This window comes from Mesorhizobium sp. M1396 (genome assembly GCF_040317725.1).
GTDB lineage: Bacteria > Pseudomonadota > Alphaproteobacteria > Rhizobiales > Rhizobiaceae > Mesorhizobium.
Genome location: NZ_JAMYLA010000002.1, coordinates 150,425 through 172,067 on the forward strand (window position 1 = coordinate 150,425; position 21,643 = coordinate 172,067).

Genomic DNA, 21,643 nt, shown 5'->3' on the forward strand with positions numbered 1-21,643 from the left:
CTCTTCGTCATACCGACCAAGAATTTGAGGCTGATATAAACGATCGTGGCCGGTGTTTCAAGCCCGCCGTGCGGGCCGCACAAAAGCCGTGACGGCGCCAGTGTTGCGCCAGACGCATGGCCTCCATGCGGCGAAACCCCTGCGAGCCGTGCCGCTGCATCCCCACTTATATCACATCGCACAAGATTTGCACGACACAGCACCGAAGGGGCATGACCATGACCAACCGCAAGATTTTATCCGCCGTAGGCGAGCTCTTCACGACATTTGGCAGCGCGGTCGCTGCCTCGCGTGCCGTGGAAGCAGGCCGCAAGCCGCGCGCTGACGACCTGCGCAAGCTCGGAATGGATCCGGCTGTATTCAACAGGATCGGTCGTTTCTGAATCGGGCGAGTGGACGACACCCGCCTTCGCAACGGCCGGAGGCTAGTGGGCGTGAGCGCGCCTATGTTCTGACAAAAGTGAGATAGGCCGGCCGCCGGCCCTCACGAATGGCCTTCGCCTCGTAACGGGTGCCCGGCCAGCCATCATAGGGCCGGTGCCAATCCGCAGCCTCCGAAGCCTGCCACGCGAACGCGACATGCGCACGGCAATGCAGCAGGGTCCAGTTGACATACGTGTCGATATCGGACGCGAAGCGGAATTTTGAACCCGGCTTCAGCACGCGCGCGAAGCGCTCGAGATTGACCGGGCTGACGAAGCGCCGCTTCCAGTGTTTCTTCTTCGGCCAGGGATCGGGATAGAGCAGGTCGATACCGTCCAGCGAGGCTTGCGGCAACCAATCCAGCAACCGGGTGGCATCGTCGTCATAAACCCGCAGATTGGCGAGCGGTTTCTCTCGCACCGCCATCATCATCTTGGCCATGCCGTTGACGAAGGGCTCGACGCCGATAAAGCCGACCGTCGGCGCTTCGGTCGCGCGATGCAGCAGATGTTCGCCGCCGCCGAAGCCGATCTCGAGGCGAACCGCCGAAATACCCGCTTCAAACAGAACGTGCAGATCGGCCGGCGGTTCAGCCGTCAGATCGAGCCGATATGTGCCGAAACCGCTTTCCAGTGCCGCCGCCTGCTGCGGACGCATGGTCTTGCCGCGCCGGCGACCGAAGAAGGCTTCGGTCGCGCGGCTTGGTCTGTCCTTCGGATCCATGGCGGTACTTTGCGGCGTCGCTATCAGGCGGCGACCGCGTCCTTGAGCGCCTTGGCGAGGTCGGTCTTCTCCCAGGAGAAAGACCCGTCGCGGCCGGCCTTGCGGCCGAAATGGCCGTAGGACGACGTCTTGGCGTAGATCGGCTTGTTGAGATCGAGATGGCGGCGGATGCCGGATGGCGACAGATCCATCACGCTGCGCAGCGCCTCCTCCAGCTTTGCCTCGTCGACCTTGCCGGTACCGTGCAGGTCGACATAGACCGACAGCGGCTGGGCAACGCCGATGGCGTAGGAAAGCTGGATGGTGCAGCGGTCGGCGAGTTTCGCCGCCACGACATTCTTGGCCAGATAGCGTGCCGCATAGGCCGCCGAACGATCGACCTTGGTGGTGTCCTTGCCGGAGAAGGCGCCGCCGCCATGCGGTGCGGCACCACCATAGGTGTCGACGATGATCTTGCGGCCGGTCAGGCCGGCGTCACCGTCCGGCCCGCCGATGACGAACTTGCCGGTCGGGTTGATGTACCACATGCAGTTGTCGGCGATCTTCAGCTCGCCCAAGGCCTCGCGGATATAGGGTTCGACGACCTTGCGGACCTTCTTCGAATCCCAGCTCGCATCGAGATGCTGCGTGGACAGCACGATCTGCGTCGCCTCGGCGGCCTTGCCGTCGACGTAGCGAACGGTGACCTGGCTCTTGGCGTCCGGCCCGAGCTTGCCGGCTTCACCGCTGCCTTCGTGACGGGCAGCTGCCAGCAGTTCGAGGATCTTGTGGCTGTAGTAGATTGGCGCCGGCATCAGATCCGGCGTCTCGCGGCAGGCATAGCCGAACATGATGCCCTGGTCGCCGGCACCTTCTTCGCCCTGACGGTCGGAGGCGTTGTCGACGCCCTGGCCGATATCGGGCGACTGACCGTGCAGCAGGACCTCGATCTTCGCCGTTTTCCAGTGGAAGCCGGCCTGCTCATAGCCGATTTCGCGGATCGCCTTGCGGGCGACCGACTTGAACTTGGCCGGATTGACGACCGGATGGCCGGCGGCATCCGTGAGGATGTTGCCTGCCTTGTCCTTCTTCAGCAGCGTCTCGGGGACACGCACCTCGCCGGCGATGACGACGCGGTTGGTTGTCGCAAGCGTCTCGCAGGCGACACGGACTTTCCACGGGTCCATGCCGGTCTTCTTGGCTTCGCGATAGACCAGATCGACGATCTCATCGGAGATCCGGTCACAGACTTTGTCGGGATGGCCCTCGGCAACGGATTCCGAGGTAAAGAAGTAGTTCTGCCGCGTCACGGGTGTCCCCTCTTGAAAAACGATCGGCAGGCTGCCGATTTTGGCGCGCCACGTGTTAGCGGGGCGAAGCGCCGCTCGTCAAGCGATGCTTCGGTTCTGGCATGAATGTCGATGCAGTTATCTTGTGCCACCGGCGGCAGGGCGCCGCCGGTCCAAGCGTGATTGCGGATCAGTCGGCATCGTCGGTCGAGAGGGACTTGATCAGGTCTATGATCCTGCGGCGCACCTTGGCGTCGGCGATCTTGACAAAGGCCCGGTTGAGCTGAAGTCCTTCGGGACTGCCGCAGAATTCGACGGCGAAGGCCATCGACGCATCCTCGGCAAATCCACGGCCCGCCACGGCCTCCTGGCCGGGCGCATCCTCGAAAAAGAAGGCGACAGGCACGCCTAGGATGGACGCGATCGCCTGCAGACGGCTGGCGCCGACGCGGTTGGTGCCCTTTTCATATTTCTGAATCTGTTGAAATGTGATGCCGAGGTTTTCTCCCAGCTTTTCCTGGCTCATTCCAAGCATGTTGCGGCGAAGCCGGATGCGACTGCCGACATGGATATCGATCGGATTCGGTTTTTTCTTGTTGTCTTCTGTCATTTTTTCCTCGCCGAATTTTTTCGGCTTTTCTATTTTTTCCTGCCCAAACGAAGCCGGAGGCAACTGCCCCAACAGAACGATCAACCGACTTCGAGAAATATCAGGCGCTTACAGTATGAGTTTCTAATGTGTGGGCTGTCAATTCACCCGTAGCCTCTGCCTTACGCTCAAAATTGCGGCCGCAATGGCAAACAGCAACATGATCAGCATTCCGTTAACGCGTCGTTGGCCAGGAGAGATGACCGCCTGTTCGGAAATCGGCACATGGGCATCGATGGCGCCGCGGGCGTCGATCGCCAGCGCGTCGACAATGCGCCCGCGCGGATCGACCACGGCCGAGATGCCGTTGTTGGCCGCACGCAACAATGGCAATCCATTCTCCACCGCACGGATCTGGGCCTGCCTGAAATGCTGATACGGACCCGGCGTGTCGCCGAACCACGCATCATTGGTAACATTCACAATAAGCTGTGCTGACGTAGCGTCAACTGCCACGAGATCGGGAAAGATCACCTCATAGCAGATAAATGGCAATGCACGGATGCCGTCGGGCAGCGTGATGGCGTGCCGCTCGTTTCCGGCCGCAAAACTCATCGGCCCGGCAACCAGTTGCTCGATGCCGAAACGCTCGAGCAGATCGGAGAAAGGCAGATATTCGCCGAACGGCACAAGGTGAACCTTGTCGACGGCATCGGAGATTTCACCCTTGTCGTCTATCGCGACCACGGAGTTATAGTAGCGGCTGTCGGCATTCGCGGCCGAGCCGCCTTCCTCGCGGACGACGCCGGCGATCAGCATCTGGCCGGGTGCCAGCATGTCGCCCAGCGCCGTCAATGCGTCCGGACGCTCCGTGAAGAGGAACGGCACCGAGGTTTCGGGCCACAGGATCAGTTGCGGCTTGCCGTGACCCGGGTCCGGCGCCTTGGCCGACAGCCCCACCAAGGTTGCGAAGATGCGGTCGCGCACCGAGGCGTCCCACTTTTCCGACAGGTCCACGGCCGGCTGGACGATGCGGACGTCCAGGCTGTGCGCCGCCGGCGGTTCGGGAGCGGCAAGCCTGACATAGCCGAAGCCGACATGGGCGGCGGCGAGCACGGCAAACATCCCGGCGCCGAGACGCAGATGCCGGCGCGTCGCCAGCAGCGCCGGCAGCGCGAAGACGAACACCGCGAGCGCGTTCATGCCGATCATGCCGGTCACCGAGACGCTTTGCATCAGCAGCGGCACGGGCATGGCCGCGTAGCCGATGGCATTCCAGGGGAAACCGGTGAACAGGAAGTCGCGCAGCCACTCCGCCAGCCCGAAGCCGAAGGCAAGGGCAGCGATGCGGCCGATGTCGCTGCTCCACAAGAGCCGGGCAACCATGGCCGCAAAGCCGTAGAAAAAGGCGAGTGCGAAGGGAATGCCGACCGCCGCGAAGGGAAGCGCCCAGGCAAAGCTGTCGGCCTCGACCAGCAGGGCCGAGCCGATCCACCAGAGGCCGGCAAGGAAATAGCCAAAGCCGAACCACCAGCCGACGGCGAAGGCCGGTCGCAAGCGACGGAACAGGCTGCCGGAGGCTTCGCCGGTGGCGCCGTCGAGCAGCCAGACCAGCACGGGAAACGAGATGAAACAGGCGGCGAAGAAATCGTAGGGCGCCTGGCCAAGCACGGCAAACGCGCCTGCGATAAACGCCACGAGCGCGCGCCGCCAACCCCAAAGCAGAATTATCCGGCCGGCAAGGCGCACCATGCATACTTCCGAGTCACGCGAATCAGGACGCAAGATTTAACAGGCCACGGTCCGCGGACCAAACGCCGGATGGCAAGCCGCGATGCAAGCTCCGGTCACCACTCTACCGGTGCCAGCCGTCGATTTGAACGCCGCCCAGCCGTTCGGCCTCCTCGCGCGGAACCGAACGGATGGTCTGCGTGAAGGTCCAGACATGGCCCTCGGGATCACGCGCCCGATACTGGCGTTCGCCATAGAACTGATCCGCCGGCTCCTGGACGATCTCGGCACCCTTGGCCCTGGCACGCTCGCAATGGGCATCCAGACCGTCCTTCAGCTTGACAAGGACCGACTGCGTGTTCTTGCCGGCGACCGAAGCCGGGCTGGCGACGTAATCGATCCATTCGGAATCGACGATGATGTGGCCGTCGCCAAACCGCATCTCGGAATGGACGAGCTTTGCCTCGGCATCACTGACCACCATGCTGCGCTCGAAGCCGAAGGCCGCCTCAAGCCAGTCCAGCGCGGCCCGAGGATCCTTGTAGAACACGCCGGAGCCCAGGCTTGCGCGCTTGAATGGGTCGTCGACCGTCACCGGGCGAGCGAAACGCTCACGCCTGTTCGGCACGGGCCGTGGCGCGCCGGCGGCGCTCGCCCTTCTGGCTCTGTACGATGCGCACGCGCTTGACGCGGCGTGGATCGGCATCCAGCACATGGAATTCGAAGCCGGGAATGGCTTGAACCACCTCGCCGCGAGCCGGGACGCGGCCAAGCGTATTGAAGATCATGCCGCCTATGGTGTCGACATATTCGCCATGTTCGCCGGCGGCGAAATCCCCGCCGATCATCTTGGCGACATCGTCGATCTCGGCCTTGCCGTCGACGATGAACACGCCGTCACCGCTCTGGGTGATCATCGGCTCATCATCGTCATGCTCGTCCTCGATGTCGCCGACCACCATCTCGACGATGTCCTCGAGCGAGGCAAGGCCGTCGGTGCCGCCATATTCGTCGATGACAAGCGCCATCTGCGTGCGCGTCGTCTGCATGCGGCCCATCAGGTCGGAGGCAAGCATCGACGGCGGCACGAACAGCACCGGGCGGATCAGATTGAGATCGCCAATGGTGCGCGCGAGGTCGACCTGTGCGAGATCGAGAACCGTGGCGGCGGGGGTTTTCCTGGTCGTGCGGCCCTTTTTGACGCGCGCGATCTTGGTAATGTGGGCCAGTACGTCACGGATGTGGACCATGCCGCGCGGATCATCGAGCGTCTCGGAATAGACCGGCATGCGCGAATGGCCGGATTGTTCGAAGGTGCCCAGGAGGTCGCCGAGCGTCGTCGTGATCTCGACCCCCTGGATGTCGGCGCGCGGCACCATGACGTCCTCGACGCGCACCTCGCGCAGCCGCAGGATGTTGTTGAGCATGGCGCGTTCGCCGGGCGAGAAGGCCCCGGCGTCGCTCGTCGTTTCGGCAAGCGCGTCGGCAATTTCCTCACGCAGGCTGGTTCCGTTGCGTTGCCTAAACAGGCCCAGAACGCGGTCGAACAGGGAGGGACCGGCGGGCGATATTTCGCTGGCAACGCTGCCGGTGCTGGCAGCACCAGAGGTAACGGTACTCGGACTTGATCCCTCTTCCGACTTATCGGAAGCCTTGGTCGCACTGCCGGCGTCGGGGCGGGCGGCAGTCTCTGGTTTGTCGTTCATCGTCGTCCGGTCAATTGGTCAGAAGTAGTTACGCGTAGGGATCGGGAATGGCAAGCCTTGCGAGCGCAGCACGTTCGATGGCTTCCATCGCCTCGGCCCCGGCGTCGGTCTCGTGATCGTAGCCCAGCAAGTGCAGCAGGCCATGGATGACGAGATGGGTGATATGGTTCTCGACAGGCTTGTCTTCCAGTGCCGCTTCGCGCGCGACCGTCTCGGCTGCCAGCACGATATCGCCCAGCATCGGCGGCAGCGGGGCCCCTTTCAGCAACGGAAAAGCCGGGAAAGACAAGACGTTGGTCGGTTTGTCCTTGCCGCGCCAACCGGCGTTGAGGGCCCGGATATGGGCATCGTCGGAAAAAACGAGGCTGAGTTCGGAACGGCCCGCCACGCCGGTCTCGGCAAAGGCAGCCGCGACGGCGCGATCGACCAGCCGCGTCAGGTTTGCCTCATCGGGCCATTCGCCCGCTTCGACAGATATATCGATGTCGACGGGAAGCGCCCCGTCGCCGGATATCTTGTCCTCAGGCATGAAGCCGCATCGTCAAAATCAATTCTCGGCGCCAAGGCCGCGCGCTAGTTTGGCATCCCGGTCATAGGCCCTGACGATTTCCGCCACCAGCGGATGGCGAACGACGTCGCCGTCGTTGAAGCGCACGGTGACCGCCCCTGCCACGCCGTCCAGCACGCGCAAGGCTTCGACCAGGCCTGATTTGGTGTTCGAGGGAAGGTCGATCTGGGTGGGATCGCCGGTGACGATCATGCGCGAGTTCTCGCCGAGACGGGTCAGGAACATCTTCATCTGCATCGGCGTGGTATTCTGCGCCTCGTCGAGGATGACCGCGGCGTGCGCCAGCGTGCGGCCACGCATGAAGGCGAGCGGTGCGATCTCGATCACTTCGGCGGCAATGGCGCGCTCGACCTTGTCGGCCGGCATCATGTCGTAAAGCGCGTCGTAGAGCGGCCGCAGATAGGGATCGACCTTTTCCTTCATGTCGCCCGGCAGGAAGCCGAGCCGCTCGCCGGCCTCGACCGCCGGCCGCGACAGAATGATGCGCTCGACCATGCCGCGCTCGAGCAGCATCGCCGCATGCGCCACCGCCAGATAGGTCTTGCCGGTGCCGGCCGGGCCGATGCCGAACACCAGTTCCGACCGCTCCAGCGCCCGCATATAGGCGTCCTGGTTGAGCGATCGGGCATAGATCGTCTTCTTGCGGGTGGCGATCTGGGCGGCGGAGACCTTGCCCTTGCGCTCCAGCGTCGGCAACGTCAGTTGATCGTCGGCGGCGATTGCCATGCGCACGGCGCCATCGACGTCGGACTGGCCGATATCGACGCCCTTCTGGAGAATGCCGTAGAGGTTGTCCAGGGCGCGGCGCGCCTGCTCGGCGGCTGACGCCGAACCCTTGATGGTCAGCTGGTTGCCGCGCGAGCGGATGTCGACGCCGAGCTTCTGCTCGAGCCTGGCGAGGTTTTCGTCGAACTGACCGTAAAGGGCGCTGGCAAGCTTGTTGTTGTCGAAAGTCAGAACGATATGCGCCATATCAGAAGCCCCGGATGCAGTGGTCTGGGGCAGATTCTTCACTTCCGCAGCGCTCAACCGTCTCTCCTTATCTGCCGAGACCCTCAGGCCAATTCGGCGAACAGGCTGTTGTAGCCCGTCTTCGTGATTCGCACCTGGATAATGTCACCGATTTCGCCGGCCTTTTCATCAACAATAACCGGCTGCAGCCACGGCGAGCGGCCGACCTTCTGGCCGGCCTGTCGGCCGGGCTTCTCGATCAGCGTGTCGATGGTGCTGCCGACGAGGCTCAAGCCGAAATCCTGCTGCTGTTTCACAAGCAGGGCCTGCAGCCGCTGCAGACGCTCGTCCTTGACGGTTTCCGGCACATGATCGGGCATTTCAGCGCCCGGCGTGCCGGGACGCGGCGAATATTTGAACGAGAAGGCAGAAGCGTAATTTACCTGACGCACCAGTTCCATGGTCGCCTCGAAATCCGCTTCGGTCTCGCCGGGGAAGCCGACAATGAAGTCGCCTGAAAGCGCTATGTCAGGCCGGGCAGCACGGATGCGGTCGAGCAGCGCCAGATAATCCTTGGCCGTATGCCGGCGGTTCATCGCCTTGAGGATGCGATCGGAACCTGATTGCACCGGCAGATGCAGATAGGGCATCAACGCCGGCAGATCGCGGTGGGCGGCGATGAGTTCGTCGTCCATGTCACGTGGGTGGCTGGTGGTGTAGCGCAGCCGCGCCAGGCCCGGGATTTCGGCCAGCCTGAACAGCAGGCGGCCAAGGCCCCATTCCTCGCCGTTTTCGCCCCGGCCGTGCCAGGCATTGACGTTCTGGCCAAGCAGCGTCACTTCGCGCACGCCGGCTTCCGCCAGGCGCTCAGCCTCCGCGACGATCTGCGCCACCGGCCGCGAGACTTCGGAGCCTCTGGTGTAGGGCACGACGCAGAAGGTGCAGAATTTGTCACAGCCTTCCTGCACGGTGAGGAAGGCGGTGACGCCGCGCTTGATGACCTCGGCGCGCTTCGGCTGCGGCAGGTATTCGAACTTGTCCTCGATGGCGTAGTCGGTCTCGACGATCTTCTCGCCGCCGCGCACCCGCGCCAGCACATCGGGGAGCCGGTGATAGGTCTGCGGGCCGATGACCAGGTCGACGGCCGGCGAACGGCGGAGGATCTCGGCGCCTTCGGCCTGCGCCACGCAGCCGGCGACGCCGACCAGCATCTCGCGGCCGGCCAAGGCGCGTTCGGCCTTCATATCGCGGATACGGCCGAGCTCGGAATAGACCTTTTCCGCCGCCTTCTCCCTGATATGGCAAGTGTTGAGCAACACCAGGTCGGCCTCGCCGATGGCATCGGTCGCGGAATAGCCATCGGCGGCGAGCGCATCGCTCATACGCTGTGAATCATAGACGTTCATCTGGCAGCCATAGGTCTTGATGAAGACTTTTTTCGCTGCCGTTGAAAGCACCTCCGGCTGTCCGGCCGCGGTGCGGATGTCGTCGCTTTCGATCGTGTTCAAGTCCATCTGGCGGCTTCTAACGCCTTTCCGTGACAAAAAACAGACCATTCTCGGCATGCGCCCGCGGGCGCGGCCGGGGCTAGCGGCTCGGGCGCGGATCGGCAAGCGCTGCCTGCATCATCCCGCGCACCTGACTTTCCATCAGTTTCGACGTTTCCTTGCGGTTCGAACCCTTGGAAAAAGCAATCGCCTCGCCGAAATGCACCTCGACGTCGAGGGCCCCCTCCGCCAGCAACACCTTGAGATGCGGCATCAAATCCTCATCGCCGATCCAGGCTGCAAGCGGGCGGTGGCGCCGGCCGAGCGGCACGCCATGCAGGCGGGTATAGGCAATCGCCACCGGCTGGATGAAGACCTGCTCGGCCGCACCTTCCGAAATCGCCATCGAGGCGGCGCCAAACAGCGTGCTCTTGAACGGCAGGACGATGTTGCCGTCGCCTGTCGAGCCCTCGGCGAACAGCACCATGGCGTCGCCTTTGGCCATGCGGCTGGCGATCTCGCTTGCCTGGTCGCCCGAGGACCGCTTGCGCTCACGCTCGATGAACACGGTGCGCTGCAGCTTCGACAGCATGCCGATCAGCGGCCAGCCTTCCATATCGGCTCTGGCGATAAATTTCACGTCGGCAAATGAGCCGAGCACCATGATGTCGGTCCACGAGATGTGATTGGATGCCACAAGCAAAGGACGCTTGGTCGATAGCGTTCCCTTGACATGGATGCGCATGCCGAGCGCCCGGATGATCAGCCTGTGCCATATCTTGAGGATGAAGGTTTCCGGCCACCAGCCGGTCTTCATCGACAGTATCTGCAAGGGCACGAGGGCCAGCGAACCGGCGACAACGAGGCCCAGCGCCAGGAAAATCCTGATTTTCTTGATCATCGCCCTATCCCGGCCTCTGGCTAGCGAAGATCGCGGCGCATGACAAGCGCGCCGGTCGGTCCGTTTTCTGGCGACTTGTAGTAATTCGGTCGCTTGCCGACCTCGCGGAAGCCCAGCCGCCGATAGAGCGCGATCGCCGCGACATTGGTCTCGTCGACCTCCAGGAACAGCGCCTCGGCACGCTGCGCGTGCAGTTCGCGCAGTACCGCGTCCATCAATTGCCAGCCGAGCCCCTGCCGGCGGTGCGATCGCGCCACCGCAACGGTCAGTATCTCGCCTTCGCCGGCCGCGAGCCTGGCCAGCACGAAGCCAACGGGCGGCTTGGAGCCCTGTCCGGTTTCGCGCGCGGCATAGCCGAATACGGTGTCCTGTTCGAGCAAGGCAGCGAATTCGCCATCCGTCCATGGGCGGACAAAGTCCTCGCGATGCAGCAGCGAGACCGCCGGGCTGTCGGCGATCTTCAGCGGCTCGAGCGCATAGTCCCGGCGGCGTGGTTGGAGAAAAGGTATGCGCATTTAGTTTTCGTTTTCTTGATTGACCATGATCTCTTCCGAAAATCGGCGTCCACTTTTCGGGATCATGGTCCGAGCCTTGAAAGAATGAACCCGGCCTGCGGCTTGGCGTCGGCGCCGCGCAAGTAAAGCGGTTTTGGCCTTTCGCCCGGACCCTTGGCGGCAGCTAGGCCGGCGTAGGTGACAATGTCCGCCGTGGCTGTCCGAGGGCCGATATCGAAGCCGCCCCCCGCCGATGCGACGATCAGCGCCGCCGCGGTACCGGCAAGCACCGAAGAATTTTCCGTCGCCATCGCCACGACGTCAGCCAGTGTGGCCACAGCCGGACCGTAAGTCAAAGCCGACATTTCATCGTAGAGGGCGGCATGGATTTCCTCGCGACCCGCATCGAGCGCCGCCAGCACGGCGCGGCCGGGAAATGCCGCTGCTGCTTCAGCGGCCAGCGCCTCGAGCGTCGTCACCCCGATCGCGGGGATCTTCAACGCCAGCGCCAAGCCACGCGCGGTCGAGACGCCGACACGCAGACCGGTGAAGGAACCCGGGCCGACCGAAACGGCGATGGCGCCAAGACCGGCATAGTCGGTGGCACTTGCCTTCAGCGCTTCGGCGATGACGGTCATTAGGTGCTCGGCATGGCCCTTGCCGAGATCGAGCACCGAACGGCCAAGCTCCTGCTTCGCCGCCGCGTCATAGACGCAAGCGGCGCAGAGGTTGGCGGCACAGTCGATGGCAAGCAGTTTCATGGAGCGACCGGTTCGAAAAACAATTCCCTGTGCCCGCCATGGCCCGCCACCGCAAGGGGATAGTGCATAATTCGTTAAGCGGCTTCGCTTCGCCCCGGCGGGAAATATCTACGCAGCCTGTTCGATACGCAGCATGTGGTTGTCCCAGACATAGTCCGGTTCGGAGCGTGTCGCACCGCTGCCCTCGACGATCTCGCCAGCGCCCGTGGTGGCCATGAAGCCGGTTCCGTCAGGTGCCACGCCGCAGACTTCGACCAGTGCGCTGGCCGAGACGACCCGGCTGCTCGCCGAATCGATCACGACAAGCGAGTTGCCTTCCGGCGAGGAGATGGCGACGGTGCCGGCAAGCGGATTGGCGGCGACCGAGCCTATATAGTTGCGGAAGCCGGACAGCACGTCCCGAGGCATGTCGAGGAGCTGCAAGTCCTTGCCGCGCGCGGCGCGGCCGACCAGCAGCGGACGATCGGTGCCCGGCCCCCGGTATTGGCAGCCGAACCAGACGGTGCCGGACGGGTCGGCGTCCATGTGGCGGATCGACAGCTGGTGCAGCGCGGCCGGCAATTCGTGTTTCTCGATGAGATCGCCGGTGACGCGGTCGATGAGCACATAGGACGGCTTCATGGTGGCGATGTTGAGCTCGGTGCGGCCGTAATCCGGATGGGTCTCGATGCCGCCATTGGCAACCGCGATCGTCCTGCCGTCGCCCAGCAGCAGAAGCTCGTGCGGACCCATGCCATGGGTCGGGAACTCACCGATGCGGTTGAACTTCGCCCGCGCGTCGTAGATGCCTACCACACCGGCAGCGTTGTCGAAGTCGTTTTCGGTGGCGTATAGCAGCGCCCCGTCGGGCGAGAACGCGCCATGGCCGAAGAAATGCCGGCCGCTGATGCTGGCGATGGTCAGCGGCGCGTTCCGGCCGGAATGATCGAATACCACGGCGAACGTGCCGGGCTGGCGAGCGAAGACCACCGAACGCTTCGATGTGGGATCGAAGGTGACGTCATGGCCGCGATCAGGCAGGTCGATCGCGTGCAGGACCTTGCCGGCCTCGGACAGGACCGCGGCGCCATAGCTGCCGTCGCGCTTGACGAAGGCGGTGGCGAAGACGGCGTCCGCCGTAAGCGTTTTTGCCAAGGCCGACGGCGTCATTGCGGCGGCAAAGCCGATACCCGCAGCCCTCAGGAAATCGCGGCGATCGATGAGGGAGGTTTTCAAGAGGCGATCCTCCCCTGCACTGGCTCGCTCCAAGACAGGGTGATTTTTGCGGATCGGAGCTGACGCTTGGCACCTACCGGTTCTTGGAATGATCTATCGCAGACGTTGGAAATTGGCCGAAGCCTCCGGAATTTCGTCATCCACGGGCGGAGCAGGAGCGAAGCGACGTCGCGGAGACCCGAGGATCCATGCCGTGACCTCGACCGTCGGGTGCAACGGAGCAAAATTCTGGACCGCGGCAGCGCTTTGAAGTCGCGGCATGGATCCCGGGGTCTGCGCTGCGTCGCTTCGCTCCTTGCTTCGCCCCAGGATGACGAAACTATGGGCGTTTTGGCCGATCTCGAGATCATGCTCAGTCCCCATCCAGCGACGAGAAACCGGCGGTCAGGCCGAATTCGGCGGTCAGCCTGGTGCCGATCAAGGTCGACAGGCTGGAGGTGATCATCGCGAAATGGTCGAGTTTTTCACGCAGTGCCGGATCGGCAAGCGCCTTGTCGATCGGGCCCTGGATGGACTTCGCGGTGGCGACACCGTTGACCAGCTGGATGTGGATCGACTCGGCCATCCAGCGCGCATCGGCCGGCAACGCATCGCCAAGCTTCGATGCCTGGAACAGCGTGTCTATCCCGGACAGATTGCCGGCTAGCGAATTGGCGGTGTTCCGCGAGCGCCGGTAGATCGCCTGTTTCGGCTTGTCCGCATCCGGCTTTCCGCCGAAAAACCCTTTCAGGCGCACGTCGCGAACCATTTCCAGCTCATTGATGAAGACGCCGACCAGTTCCGTCACCGCTTCGTTGCCGTCGCGATAAAGTGCGTTCTGAGGCCCCGGATTGGCCCAAAGAGCGGCAAAGCCGTCCGGCTTGTTCCAGGCGGCGCTGACCTCACCGGCCATGGTTTCGATATTGCCGGCAACCGCCGCGCCATAGGCGCAACGATAGGGATCATCCTTGCCGGAAAGTCCCTCGGCGCCGTCGCCATAGAGCACGAATTCGAGCGCGCCCAGTCCCTGCATGGCGACGCTCTTGCCGGCCAGCTGTGCCGGATCGGTGGCGGTTGCATCCTTCTCCGCCAAGGCCGCTTGCACCTGCTTCAGGCCGATGCTCTTGCGATCTGGCCAGAACAGCATGCGTTCCAGCCGGTTGTTCTCCTTGATCGGTCCGAATCCGATGATTTCGGCTGAGGACCAGGCATAGACGGTGGCGGAAAATGCCGCGCGCGCGGCATCGAGCTCCCCTTGCGAGGGCGCTTCGCAGAGCTTGTGCATCGCTTTCGTTAGGGCTTCCGCATGCTCATGCAGGCCGGCATAGGCGGGGCGGACAAAGCCGTCGATTGCCCCCTGGATGATTTCGGAGGCTTTGGCCGCCGCGGATGCTGGGACGGCGCCCAGCAGAGCCAGCGGAAGAACGAGAAACAACACACAGCGCTTGAGCATCACAGTGACTCCAGGAATTTGAGCAGCGCATCGCGGTCGGCCGCATCAGCGGCGGCAAAGCGGTCGCGTGCCTTCCGCGCCTCGCCACCATGCCAAAGGATCGCCTCGGTCGGGCTGCGTGCGCGCCCATCATGCAGGAAGAAGGAATTGCCGCTGATCGTCTCGGTCAGGCCGATGCCCCACAGCGGCGGCGTGCGCCACTCATTGCCCGTGGCTTCGCCCACGGCCTGGCCATCAGCCAGGTCAGGCCCCATGTCGTGCAGCAGGAAGTCGGAATAGGGCCAGATCAACTGGAAGGCCTGAGCCTTGTTGGGCGTGCCGCGACGGGTGACGAATTTCGGCGTGTGGCAGGCAATGCAGCCGATTTCATAGAAGACCCTCTTGCCGGTGAGCACATCTGGCCGGTCGAGGTCGCGGCGCGCCGGCACGGCGAGGTTTTGCGAATAGAAGGTGACCAGATCCATCACCGGCGGCGGCGCTTCGACCGGGCCGAGACGCTGCTGCGCACCGGTCGGCATGGCGAGGCATTTGGCCTGCGCGGCGGTGCAATCCCCCCAGTGTTTTGGTTCTTCCGGCGTCGAGATGCCGATGTCGCCGGCAAAGGCATCCGCCGCTTGCTGGCGGATCGACGCCGTCTGCGCCTTCCAGCCGAAACGGCCAAGCGTCAGTTCTCCGCCCGGGCCGTCGCGCACGATGTTGGGCCTGCCGGAAATGCCGTCGCCGTCCCCGTCATTCGGGTCGGCGCGGACAAGGATATCGGCCGGCGCAATCTCTTCGATCAGGCCAAGGCCGATCATCGGCGGCGTCAGGCGCGGCGACAGCGTGATGCGCGGATCGAGTGGTCCATAGGCAGGATCGACAACCGAGTAGCTTGGTTTGCGTAAGGAAATCACGACGCCGTCCGTCAGCTCCACCTTACGCTCCTGATAGTCGACATGCATCCGGCCTTCGCCGCGCAAGCCGGGCACCGCCAGTTCCTGCAATTGCGCGCCGTAGACCGGGTCGGGGAAATTGAGCACCTTGTGGTCGGCAAGTGCTGCTCTCTCTTCCGCGCTGCTGGCCTCACGCGCCAGCCGCAGGAACATCGAGGTGGTGACGGCGTCGCCTTGCGGCGGACGGCCGCGGCCATCCTTCAGATGGCAATTCTGGCAGGCGCGTTCGTTGAACAGCGGGCCGAGCCCGTCCGAGGCCTGCGTCGAGGACGGCGACGACACCCAGTTCTTGCGAAACAGGGCATTGCCGAGCTTGAAGTCGCCCTCTTCCTCGAAGGTGATGTTGGCCGAGGATTGCGAGAAGGAATCGCGGCTGACGTCCTTTCTTGACGTGCCGGCGCCCGCTTGCATCAATTCGAATTGCTCCGGTCTGGAGAAATCCGACGTCGGCCTTGTGATTGCTGTGACGCGCGCCTGATCCTTCGCATCGAGGTCGGTGCGCGTGGCGAGGCCGGCGGGTTGAAGATCACCGGCCATCGCCGAAGAGGTGAGCGCCATCACGAGGGCGATACAGCGCCGACGCGCCAATTTGGCTGGCGTCTTCCGAGGGAGCGGCGAGCCATCGGCCCGCCGCGAGCGGCGCACGAATTCTAGCAGGCGCCGCATTCCCGCATGCCCTTACTCCGCCTCGTCCGCCGATGCGGCGTTGAGCTGGCCGTATTTTTCCTCGCCGATAGAGGCAAGCAGGTCGAGCTGCGTCTCTAGGAAGTCGATATGACCTTCCTCGTCGGCCAGCAATTCCTCGAACAGCTTCATCGTCACATAGTCGCCCGCGTCGTTGCAGATTTCGCGTGAACGCTTGTAGGCGGTACGCGCGTCATATTCGCCGGCAAGGTCGGATTCGAGCACTTCCTTGACGTTCTGGCCGATGCGCAGCGGCGCCACGGACTGCAGATTCGGATGGCCTTCAAGGAAGATGATGCGAGCCACGAGCTTGTCGGCATGGTGCATCTCCTCGATCGATTCCGCCCGCTCCTTCTTTGCCAGCTTGGCGTATCCCCAGTCCTCCAGCAGACGGAAATGCACCCAGTACTGATTGACGGCCCCTAGCTCCAGAAAAAGGGCCTCGTTAAGCCGCTCGATGACCTGCGGGTCGCCTTTCATGATTTCTGCTCCCGTATTGGACGCGCAGGCTTCGGACGCGATCCAGGTGTGAAACGATATCCACGCCGCTCGCCTCCGAGCGGGCGTGGTAATTTTCGGTGACCCGAATGATCGTTTCCACCACATTTGGGAAGCAGCCGCAACAGCGACCGCGCTTTTGCATGGCATGATAGACCTTCGCCGGTACGATCAGCTGCCAGGGATCCTGATCCAGCAGCCCGACGATCGTCTGCTCGATCTCCTTCTCAGTGATAATGTTGCAATGGCAGATCAGCATTAATTTGCTCGGATGGCTGACGGCGCCTCCCGCGCCGTGTGGCTTTATTTTCTACCGGACCCCATGCCGAAGCCGATGTCCGGCTCCGGATCAGGCTCCAGCCTTTCGACCTTACTTGAACACCTTGTCGGGTGCATCGAGACTGTCGGACCCCTCGAAGGCGATGGTGCTGAGCTTCAGGGAGCCAACGGCGCGTTCGATCGACTTGGTCTGGTCGATCAGCGCGTCGATCGCTGCCTGCACGGCGGCATTGCCTTGCGTGTTGCCCTCGGCGATCTGCTGGTCATAGGCCTCGCCGGCCAGTGCCCGCGCCTTGATCGCCTCCATCTTGGCGACCGTGACATCGAGCTTGTCCGACAGCTCCTTGTCGATCGCCGGATCGGCTGCCTTCACCATGTCGGCCACCGAGGGACCCGAAACGACGGTGCCGTCGAGGCTGGTATAGTTGGCATGGTAGGCAGCGCGAATGCCGATGGCGTCGTAGAGATGCGAGTTGTAGGTGTTGTCGGAGAAGCAGTCATGCTCCTCTTCCGGATCGTGCAGCAGCAGGCCGAGCTTCATGCGTTCGCCGGCCAGTTCGCCGTAGGACAGCGAGCCCATGCCGGTGAAGATCGTCGAGATGGCGGTGTTCGGCTCGCCATCGACGAGAGCCTTACGCGCGGCACCGTCTTCCTTCCAGTTGCCGACCATCTCCTGAAGATCGGAGACCAGAAGGTCGCTGGCCGACTTCAGATACTGGGCGCGACGGTCGCAATTGCCGCCGGTGCAGTTCTTGAGGTCGTAGTCGGTATAGGGACGTTCGCCGGCGCCCGGGCCGGTGCCATGCAGGTCCTGGCCCCAGAGCAGGAATTCGATGGCGTGGTAGCCGGTGGCGACATTGGCCTCGACGCCGCCGGCTTCCTGCAACGTGCCGGAGAGAAATTCCGGCGTCAGGCTCGAGGCATCGACCTTCTTGCCGTTGATCTCGATCTCCTTGTTGGCGATCACATTGGCCGTATAGAGCGCGTTCGCGTCCGATTCGGTGCCGTAGCTCTTGGCGACATAGTCGATCAGGCCTTCGTCCAGCGGCCAGGAATTCACCTTGCCCTCCCAGTCGTCGACGATCTTGTTGCCGAAACGGTAAACCTCGGTCTGCTGGTAGGGAACGCGTGATGCCTTCCAGGCGTCGCGGGCTGCATTGAGCGTTTCCACCGAGGGATTGGCAAGCAACGCGTCGACTGCCTTGTCGAGCGCCTGCGCGGTGGTCAGCGAATCCTCATACTTGGCGAGCGCTATGTCGGAATAGGTCTTGATAACCGCCTTCGCATCGGTTTCCGCCTTGGCCGGCAACACGAACACCGCCGCCGTCAGCAGGGCCGTGGCGCCGATCGCGGCAAACCTGCCGCCATATCGTGCTGTCATAATCACTCTCCAGTTTCTCGGAAATTCTGTAAATGGCGCACGAGGCAACGGGCGCCTGGCGATCTGCAAGCCATTGGGCGCAAGAGATGCCGCGCCATCGCGCGGTTCGCGGAAGAAAGACACCAAAATGCCTCCAATCGAAAGGGTTCAAGGCCCAGACATTAAAGGGATGCGCTGACGCGCGAGCTTCCATAAAGCTGCGACATCGCCGGATGTCAATGGAGATCAGCAAGAAAAATCAATTGAAACAATAGTTTAGAATTATTCTAAACTACAACTATCAACTTTATCCCTTGCCTGCACCGGTCTTGCGGACGAACTGTACGATTGACAGCCGCCATCCCGGGTGCGACCCGCAAAAGCTCTCTTGCGGCGGCGCCAGACAATTGCCACTTGGCGGGACATCCTAGACTCGGAATCCGGATTGGAATGCGATGAAGAACGGTGTGGTCATTGTAGGCGCGGGACATGCGGGCGTGCAAGCGGCCGCAAGCTTGCGCGAGGACGGCTATGACGGGCCGGTGATCCTCGTCGGCGACGAGAACGAACTGCCCTACCACAAGCCGCCGCTGTCGAAGACCTTCATCAAGGATGCCGAGGCCAAACCGCAACCCTTGCGCGGCGGGGCCTTCTACACCGGCAGCGCCATCGACTATCGGCCGGGCGTCAGGATCGATCGCATTGATGCCGAACGCCGCAGCCTGGATGTTGCCGGCGGCGGCGCACTTGCTTTCGATCACCTGATCCTGGCGACCGGCTCGCGCCCACGTATCCTACCGTTGCCAGGCTCCGATCTTTCCGGCGTGCTGTCGCTGCGTTCGCTCGCCGATGCGCGGCTGATCCGTGAACTGAGCGCCCGGAGCGACGAGGTCGTGATCCTCGGCGGCGGCTTCATCGGGCTGGAGATCGCCGCGACGCTGAGGGCCGCCGGCCGCACGGTGACCGTGGTCGAAGCGCTGGACCGGCTGCTCGGCCGCGCCGTGGCGCCGGTCGTGGCGGGCCATGTGCGCCAACGGCTGGAAGCGACAGGCGTGCGCGTCCTCACCGGCACCTCGATTGCAAGGCTCGAAGGCGAAAACGGCCATGTCACGGCAGCGATGACTTCGTCAGGCGAAAGGCTGCCGGCGCGCATGGTCATCGTCGGCATCGGCGCCGTGCCGAATGTCGAACTGGCGCAGTCAGCAGGCCTTAGCATCGCCAACGGCATCCGCGTCGATCACCAGATGCGCACTTCGGCGCCTGAAATCCTCGCCATCGGCGACGCTGCCTCCTACCGGCACTGGTTCACCGGCGGCGACGTGCGGCTGGAATCGGTGCAGAATGCCACCGACCAGGCGCGGCTTGCCGCGCGTACGATCACCGGCCATGCCGACGCCTATTCGGCGGTACCGTGGTTCTGGTCCGATATCGGCGACATGAAATTGCAGATGGTCGGCCTGACCGCCGGTGGCGACCACCATGTCGTGCTGGGCGACCTGCCAGACAACAAATTCTCGATCTATCACTATGCTGGCGACCGGCTGCTCGGCATCGAATCCGTCAACCGTCCCGGCGACCACATGCTTGGCCGCAAAATGCTCGGCGCCGGCTTCTCGCCGACGCCGGAAACGATCGCGGCAGGCCCCGAGGGCCTGAAAGCGGCGTTGGCCGCGTATCAGGACATGGAGCCAGTCAAGGCCAGTGCTTAGGATTGCCAATTTTTGCCATACGCAATAAAATGCCTGAATGAGCACCATGAATATCTCACTGCCCGACAGCTTGAAGCATTTTGTCGATCAGCAAGTGACGGATCGCGGCTATGGCACGAGCAGCGAGTATGTGCGTGAATTGATCCGCCACGATCAGGATCGTCAACTTCTGCGCGGTTTGCTCCTCGAGGGCGCATCATCCGCGCCGGGCGCTCCCGTAGACGATGACTATTTCGCCGCGCTGAGAAAACGAGCGCAGAGCCAATAAATTAAGTGGCCACGAAGGCAATTGTTCCTCGAAGCCTTGCTCTGCGGGATATCGAGGACGCCGTTGATTATTATGCACGCGAAGTTGGTTCGCATATGGCGTTGGGCTATATCGAGGACCTTCAAAACGCCTACAAACTGATAGCCAGCCATCCGGCATCGGGCTCTCTCAGGTATGGTTATGAAATTGGATTGCCTGGGCTGCGTAGCGTGCAACTCAAGCGCTACCCATACCTGATTTTCTATCTTGAGCAGATCGACCATATCGATGTGTGGCGGGTCCTGCACGCCAAGATGGACATTCCAGCCTGGTTACAGAATCCAAGCTCCTGACGGCACGTTCACCCGCTCGCGAGGCCGTCAGGAGAAATGGGCGCCCGATCAAGCAGCGCAGACTTCGCGGATCGAGCTTTCCAGGATGTCGAGCGCCTCGTTCATGACGCTGTCCTGGATGGTGATCGGCGCCAGGAAGCGGATGACGTTTCCATAGACGCCGCAGGTCAGCAGGATCAGGCCCTTGTCGAGCGCCTTCAGCCTGATCGCGTTGGCGATCTCGGCCGACGGCAGGCCCTTCTTGACGTCGTTGAACTCGACCGCGTTCATGAAACCGAGGCCTCTGATGTCGACGATCTCGGGCACGTCGTCGCGGATCGACTGCAGCCGCTGCTTCAGCCTTGCACCCAGCGTGTTGGCACGGTCGCACAGCTTTTCGTCATCGATCACGTCGAGCACGGCGTGCGCCGCGACGACGCCGATCGGGCTGCCGCCATAGGTTCCGCCGAGCCCGCCGGGGCCGGGTGCATCCATGATTTCGGCGCGCCCGGTGACCGCGGCCAGCGGGAAACCGCCGGCCAGGCTCTTGGCCATGGTGGTGATGTCGGCCGCCACCTCATGGTGATCCATCGCAAACATCTTGCCGGTGCGGGCAAAGCCGGTCTGCACCTCGTCGGCGATCAGAAGCATGCCGTGCTGGTCGCAAAGCTTGCGCAGCGCCGTCAGGAACTCGCGCGGCGCCTCGTAGAAGCCACCCTCGCCCTGGACCGGCTCGATGATGATGGCGGCGACACGGGCCGGGTCGACATCGGCCTTGAACAGGCGGTCGAGGGCGGCAAGCGAATCGGCGACCGATACGCCATGCAGCGGCACCGGGAACGGCGCGTGATAGACGTCGCCCGGCATGGCGCCGAAGCCCACCTTGTAGGGCACGACCTTGCCGGTCAGCGCCATGCCCATGAAGGTGCGGCCGTGGAAGCCGCCGGCAAAGGCGATGACCGCCTGGCGGCCGGTGGCGTTGCGGGCGATCTTGATAGCGTTCTCGACCGCCTCGGCGCCGGTGGTGACGAAGATCGTCTTCTTCTCGAACTTGCCGGGCAGCATGCCGTTCAGCCGTTCGGCCAGCCGCACATAGCTTTCATAGGGCACCACCTGATGGCAGGTGTGGGTGAAGCGGTCGAGCTGCGCCTTGACCGCCGCGATCACCTTGGGATGACGATGACCGGTGTTGACGACGGCGATGCCCGACGAGAAGTCGATGTAGCGACGGCCTTCGACATCCCAGATCTCCGAATTCTCGGCCCGGTCGGCATAGATCTGCGTGGTCATGCCGACGCCGCGCGAGATCGCTTGGTTCTTGCGTTCGGAGATGGCTGAATTCTTCATGGTGTC

At 63.1% G+C, this 21,643-nt stretch carries 23 protein-coding genes; 4 read left to right on the top strand and 19 right to left on the bottom strand.

The features are described 5' to 3' along the window. The first annotated feature begins 218 nt into the window (after positions 1–218). Positions 219–383 (top strand): hypothetical protein, encoded by a 165-nt coding sequence (locus NKH02_RS01915; protein WP_352875897.1) that lies wholly within the window; start codon positions 219–221, stop codon positions 381–383. A 61-nt stretch (positions 384–444) separates the two neighbouring features. On the opposite strand, the gene trmB is transcribed toward NKH02_RS01915, so the two are convergent. From trmB to NKH02_RS02005, 18 genes are all read right to left on the bottom strand, one after another. Beyond that, positions 445–1,146, bottom strand: a complete 702-nt coding sequence (gene trmB / locus NKH02_RS01920; RefSeq protein ID WP_352875899.1) for a tRNA (guanine(46)-N(7))-methyltransferase TrmB — start codon at positions 1,144–1,146, stop codon at positions 445–447. A gap of 23 nt (positions 1,147–1,169) precedes the next feature. Continuing rightward, complete coding sequence (gene metK, locus NKH02_RS01925) at positions 1,170–2,435, bottom strand: methionine adenosyltransferase (protein WP_352872133.1); 1,266 nt, start codon at positions 2,433–2,435, stop codon at positions 1,170–1,172. 169 nt (positions 2,436–2,604) lie between these two features. Next, positions 2,605–3,024 (bottom strand): helix-turn-helix domain-containing protein, encoded by a 420-nt coding sequence (locus NKH02_RS01930; protein ID WP_352872132.1) that lies wholly within the window; start codon positions 3,022–3,024, stop codon positions 2,605–2,607. Positions 3,025–3,162: 138 nt separating this feature from the next. Then, positions 3,163–4,755 carry an apolipoprotein N-acyltransferase gene (lnt, locus tag NKH02_RS01935; protein WP_352875901.1) on the bottom strand — a complete coding sequence of 531 codons (1,593 nt, stop codon included), beginning with the start codon at positions 4,753–4,755 and terminating at the stop codon, positions 3,163–3,165. A 103-nt stretch (positions 4,756–4,858) separates the two neighbouring features. After that, complete coding sequence (locus tag NKH02_RS01940) at positions 4,859–5,329, bottom strand: VOC family protein (protein WP_352872136.1); 471 nt, start codon at positions 5,327–5,329, stop codon at positions 4,859–4,861. A gap of 16 nt (positions 5,330–5,345) precedes the next feature. Continuing rightward, positions 5,346–6,440 (bottom strand): hemolysin family protein, encoded by a 1,095-nt coding sequence (locus NKH02_RS01945; protein WP_352875903.1) that lies wholly within the window; start codon positions 6,438–6,440, stop codon positions 5,346–5,348. Positions 6,441–6,468: 28 nt separating this feature from the next. Then, complete coding sequence (gene ybeY, locus NKH02_RS01950; protein ID WP_352872128.1) at positions 6,469–6,969, bottom strand: rRNA maturation RNase YbeY; 501 nt, start codon at positions 6,967–6,969, stop codon at positions 6,469–6,471. An 18-nt stretch (positions 6,970–6,987) separates the two neighbouring features. Beyond that, the gene (locus tag NKH02_RS01955; protein WP_023758127.1) at positions 6,988–7,980 is read right to left on the bottom strand and encodes a PhoH family protein; all 993 of its coding nucleotides are present in this window, start codon (positions 7,978–7,980) and stop codon (positions 6,988–6,990) included. An 83-nt stretch (positions 7,981–8,063) separates the two neighbouring features. Next, entirely contained in the window at positions 8,064–9,473 is a 1,410-nt protein-coding gene (gene miaB / locus NKH02_RS01960) for a tRNA (N6-isopentenyl adenosine(37)-C2)-methylthiotransferase MiaB (RefSeq protein WP_352875905.1), read from the bottom strand. Between the two features lie 73 nt (positions 9,474–9,546). Continuing rightward, positions 9,547–10,347, bottom strand: coding sequence for a lyso-ornithine lipid O-acyltransferase (olsA, locus tag NKH02_RS01965; protein WP_352875907.1), 801 nt, complete (start codon positions 10,345–10,347; stop codon positions 9,547–9,549). A gap of 20 nt (positions 10,348–10,367) precedes the next feature. Then, on the bottom strand, positions 10,368–10,862 hold the full coding sequence (rimI, locus tag NKH02_RS01970) for a ribosomal protein S18-alanine N-acetyltransferase (protein ID WP_352875910.1): 495 nt from the start codon (positions 10,860–10,862) through the stop codon (positions 10,368–10,370). A gap of 62 nt (positions 10,863–10,924) precedes the next feature. Continuing rightward, positions 10,925–11,602 (bottom strand): tRNA (adenosine(37)-N6)-threonylcarbamoyltransferase complex dimerization subunit type 1 TsaB, encoded by a 678-nt coding sequence (gene tsaB, locus NKH02_RS01975; RefSeq protein WP_352875913.1) that lies wholly within the window; start codon positions 11,600–11,602, stop codon positions 10,925–10,927. A 108-nt stretch (positions 11,603–11,710) separates the two neighbouring features. Continuing rightward, positions 11,711–12,817 (bottom strand): DUF1513 domain-containing protein, encoded by a 1,107-nt coding sequence (locus tag NKH02_RS01980; RefSeq protein ID WP_352875915.1) that lies wholly within the window; start codon positions 12,815–12,817, stop codon positions 11,711–11,713. Positions 12,818–13,169: 352 nt separating this feature from the next. Beyond that, the gene (locus tag NKH02_RS01985; protein ID WP_352875917.1) at positions 13,170–14,249 is read right to left on the bottom strand and encodes an imelysin family protein; all 1,080 of its coding nucleotides are present in this window, start codon (positions 14,247–14,249) and stop codon (positions 13,170–13,172) included. Next, entirely contained in the window at positions 14,249–15,847 is a 1,599-nt protein-coding gene (locus tag NKH02_RS01990; RefSeq protein ID WP_352875919.1) for a di-heme oxidoreductase family protein, read from the bottom strand. The genes NKH02_RS01985 and NKH02_RS01990 overlap by 1 nt, the downstream gene beginning before the upstream one ends. Positions 15,848–15,859: 12 nt before the next feature. Further along, complete coding sequence (gene bfr, locus NKH02_RS01995; RefSeq protein WP_352629774.1) at positions 15,860–16,345, bottom strand: bacterioferritin; 486 nt, start codon at positions 16,343–16,345, stop codon at positions 15,860–15,862. Beyond that, complete coding sequence (locus NKH02_RS02000; RefSeq protein ID WP_352629776.1) at positions 16,311–16,622, bottom strand: (2Fe-2S)-binding protein; 312 nt, start codon at positions 16,620–16,622, stop codon at positions 16,311–16,313. Before NKH02_RS02000 ends, bfr begins: the two co-directional genes overlap by 35 nt. A gap of 111 nt (positions 16,623–16,733) precedes the next feature. Beyond that, positions 16,734–18,023: an imelysin family protein gene (locus NKH02_RS02005; RefSeq protein ID WP_352875921.1), complete on the bottom strand. Its 1,290-nt coding sequence runs from the start codon at positions 18,021–18,023 to the stop codon at positions 16,734–16,736. Between the two features lie 434 nt (positions 18,024–18,457). Here NKH02_RS02005 and NKH02_RS02010 point away from each other — a divergent pair, with 434 nt between their 5' ends. From NKH02_RS02010 to NKH02_RS02020, 3 genes are read left to right on the top strand one after another with little or no spacing between them, the layout of a single operon-like run. Further along, positions 18,458–19,711: an NAD(P)/FAD-dependent oxidoreductase gene (locus NKH02_RS02010; RefSeq protein ID WP_352875923.1), complete on the top strand. Its 1,254-nt coding sequence runs from the start codon at positions 18,458–18,460 to the stop codon at positions 19,709–19,711. 37 nt (positions 19,712–19,748) lie between these two features. After that, positions 19,749–19,979, top strand: coding sequence for a type II toxin-antitoxin system ParD family antitoxin (locus tag NKH02_RS02015; RefSeq protein WP_352872117.1), 231 nt, complete (start codon positions 19,749–19,751; stop codon positions 19,977–19,979). A gap of 5 nt (positions 19,980–19,984) precedes the next feature. Then, the gene (locus tag NKH02_RS02020; RefSeq protein ID WP_352875924.1) at positions 19,985–20,311 is read left to right on the top strand and encodes a type II toxin-antitoxin system RelE/ParE family toxin; all 327 of its coding nucleotides are present in this window, start codon (positions 19,985–19,987) and stop codon (positions 20,309–20,311) included. 48 nt (positions 20,312–20,359) lie between these two features. Here NKH02_RS02020 and NKH02_RS02025 read toward each other — a convergent pair whose 3' ends face one another. Continuing rightward, the gene (locus NKH02_RS02025; protein WP_352875926.1) at positions 20,360–21,637 is read right to left on the bottom strand and encodes a 4-aminobutyrate--2-oxoglutarate transaminase; all 1,278 of its coding nucleotides are present in this window, start codon (positions 21,635–21,637) and stop codon (positions 20,360–20,362) included. Between the last annotated feature and the right edge of the window lie 6 nt (positions 21,638–21,643).

Coding starts and splice junctions, on each gene's coding strand:
- NKH02_RS01990 (WP_352875919.1), bottom strand. CDS start 15,847: ATGCGGCGCCTGCTAGAATTCGTGCGCCGCTCGCGGCGGGCCGATGGC.
- NKH02_RS01945 (WP_352875903.1), bottom strand. CDS start 6,440: ATGAACGACAAACCAGAGACTGCCGCCCGCCCCGACGCCGGCAGTGCG.
- trmB (WP_352875899.1), bottom strand. CDS start 1,146: ATGGATCCGAAGGACAGACCAAGCCGCGCGACCGAAGCCTTCTTCGGT.
- miaB (WP_352875905.1), bottom strand. CDS start 9,473: ATGGACTTGAACACGATCGAAAGCGACGACATCCGCACCGCGGCCGGA.
- NKH02_RS02000 (WP_352629776.1), bottom strand. CDS start 16,622: ATGCTGATCTGCCATTGCAACATTATCACTGAGAAGGAGATCGAGCAG.
- ybeY (WP_352872128.1), bottom strand. CDS start 6,969: ATGCCTGAGGACAAGATATCCGGCGACGGGGCGCTTCCCGTCGACATC.
- NKH02_RS01915 (WP_352875897.1), top strand. CDS start 219: ATGACCAACCGCAAGATTTTATCCGCCGTAGGCGAGCTCTTCACGACA.
- lnt (WP_352875901.1), bottom strand. CDS start 4,755: ATGGTGCGCCTTGCCGGCCGGATAATTCTGCTTTGGGGTTGGCGGCGC.
- NKH02_RS02015 (WP_352872117.1), top strand. CDS start 19,749: ATGAGCACCATGAATATCTCACTGCCCGACAGCTTGAAGCATTTTGTC.
- NKH02_RS01955 (WP_023758127.1), bottom strand. CDS start 7,980: ATGGCGCATATCGTTCTGACTTTCGACAACAACAAGCTTGCCAGCGCC.
- NKH02_RS02010 (WP_352875923.1), top strand. CDS start 18,458: ATGAAGAACGGTGTGGTCATTGTAGGCGCGGGACATGCGGGCGTGCAA.
- olsA (WP_352875907.1), bottom strand. CDS start 10,347: ATGATCAAGAAAATCAGGATTTTCCTGGCGCTGGGCCTCGTTGTCGCC.
- tsaB (WP_352875913.1), bottom strand. CDS start 11,602: ATGAAACTGCTTGCCATCGACTGTGCCGCCAACCTCTGCGCCGCTTGC.
- bfr (WP_352629774.1), bottom strand. CDS start 16,345: ATGAAAGGCGACCCGCAGGTCATCGAGCGGCTTAACGAGGCCCTTTTT.
- NKH02_RS01985 (WP_352875917.1), bottom strand. CDS start 14,249: ATGCTCAAGCGCTGTGTGTTGTTTCTCGTTCTTCCGCTGGCTCTGCTG.
- NKH02_RS02005 (WP_352875921.1), bottom strand. CDS start 18,023: ATGACAGCACGATATGGCGGCAGGTTTGCCGCGATCGGCGCCACGGCC.
- rimI (WP_352875910.1), bottom strand. CDS start 10,862: ATGCGCATACCTTTTCTCCAACCACGCCGCCGGGACTATGCGCTCGAG.
- NKH02_RS01930 (WP_352872132.1), bottom strand. CDS start 3,024: ATGACAGAAGACAACAAGAAAAAACCGAATCCGATCGATATCCATGTC.
- NKH02_RS02025 (WP_352875926.1), bottom strand. CDS start 21,637: ATGAAGAATTCAGCCATCTCCGAACGCAAGAACCAAGCGATCTCGCGC.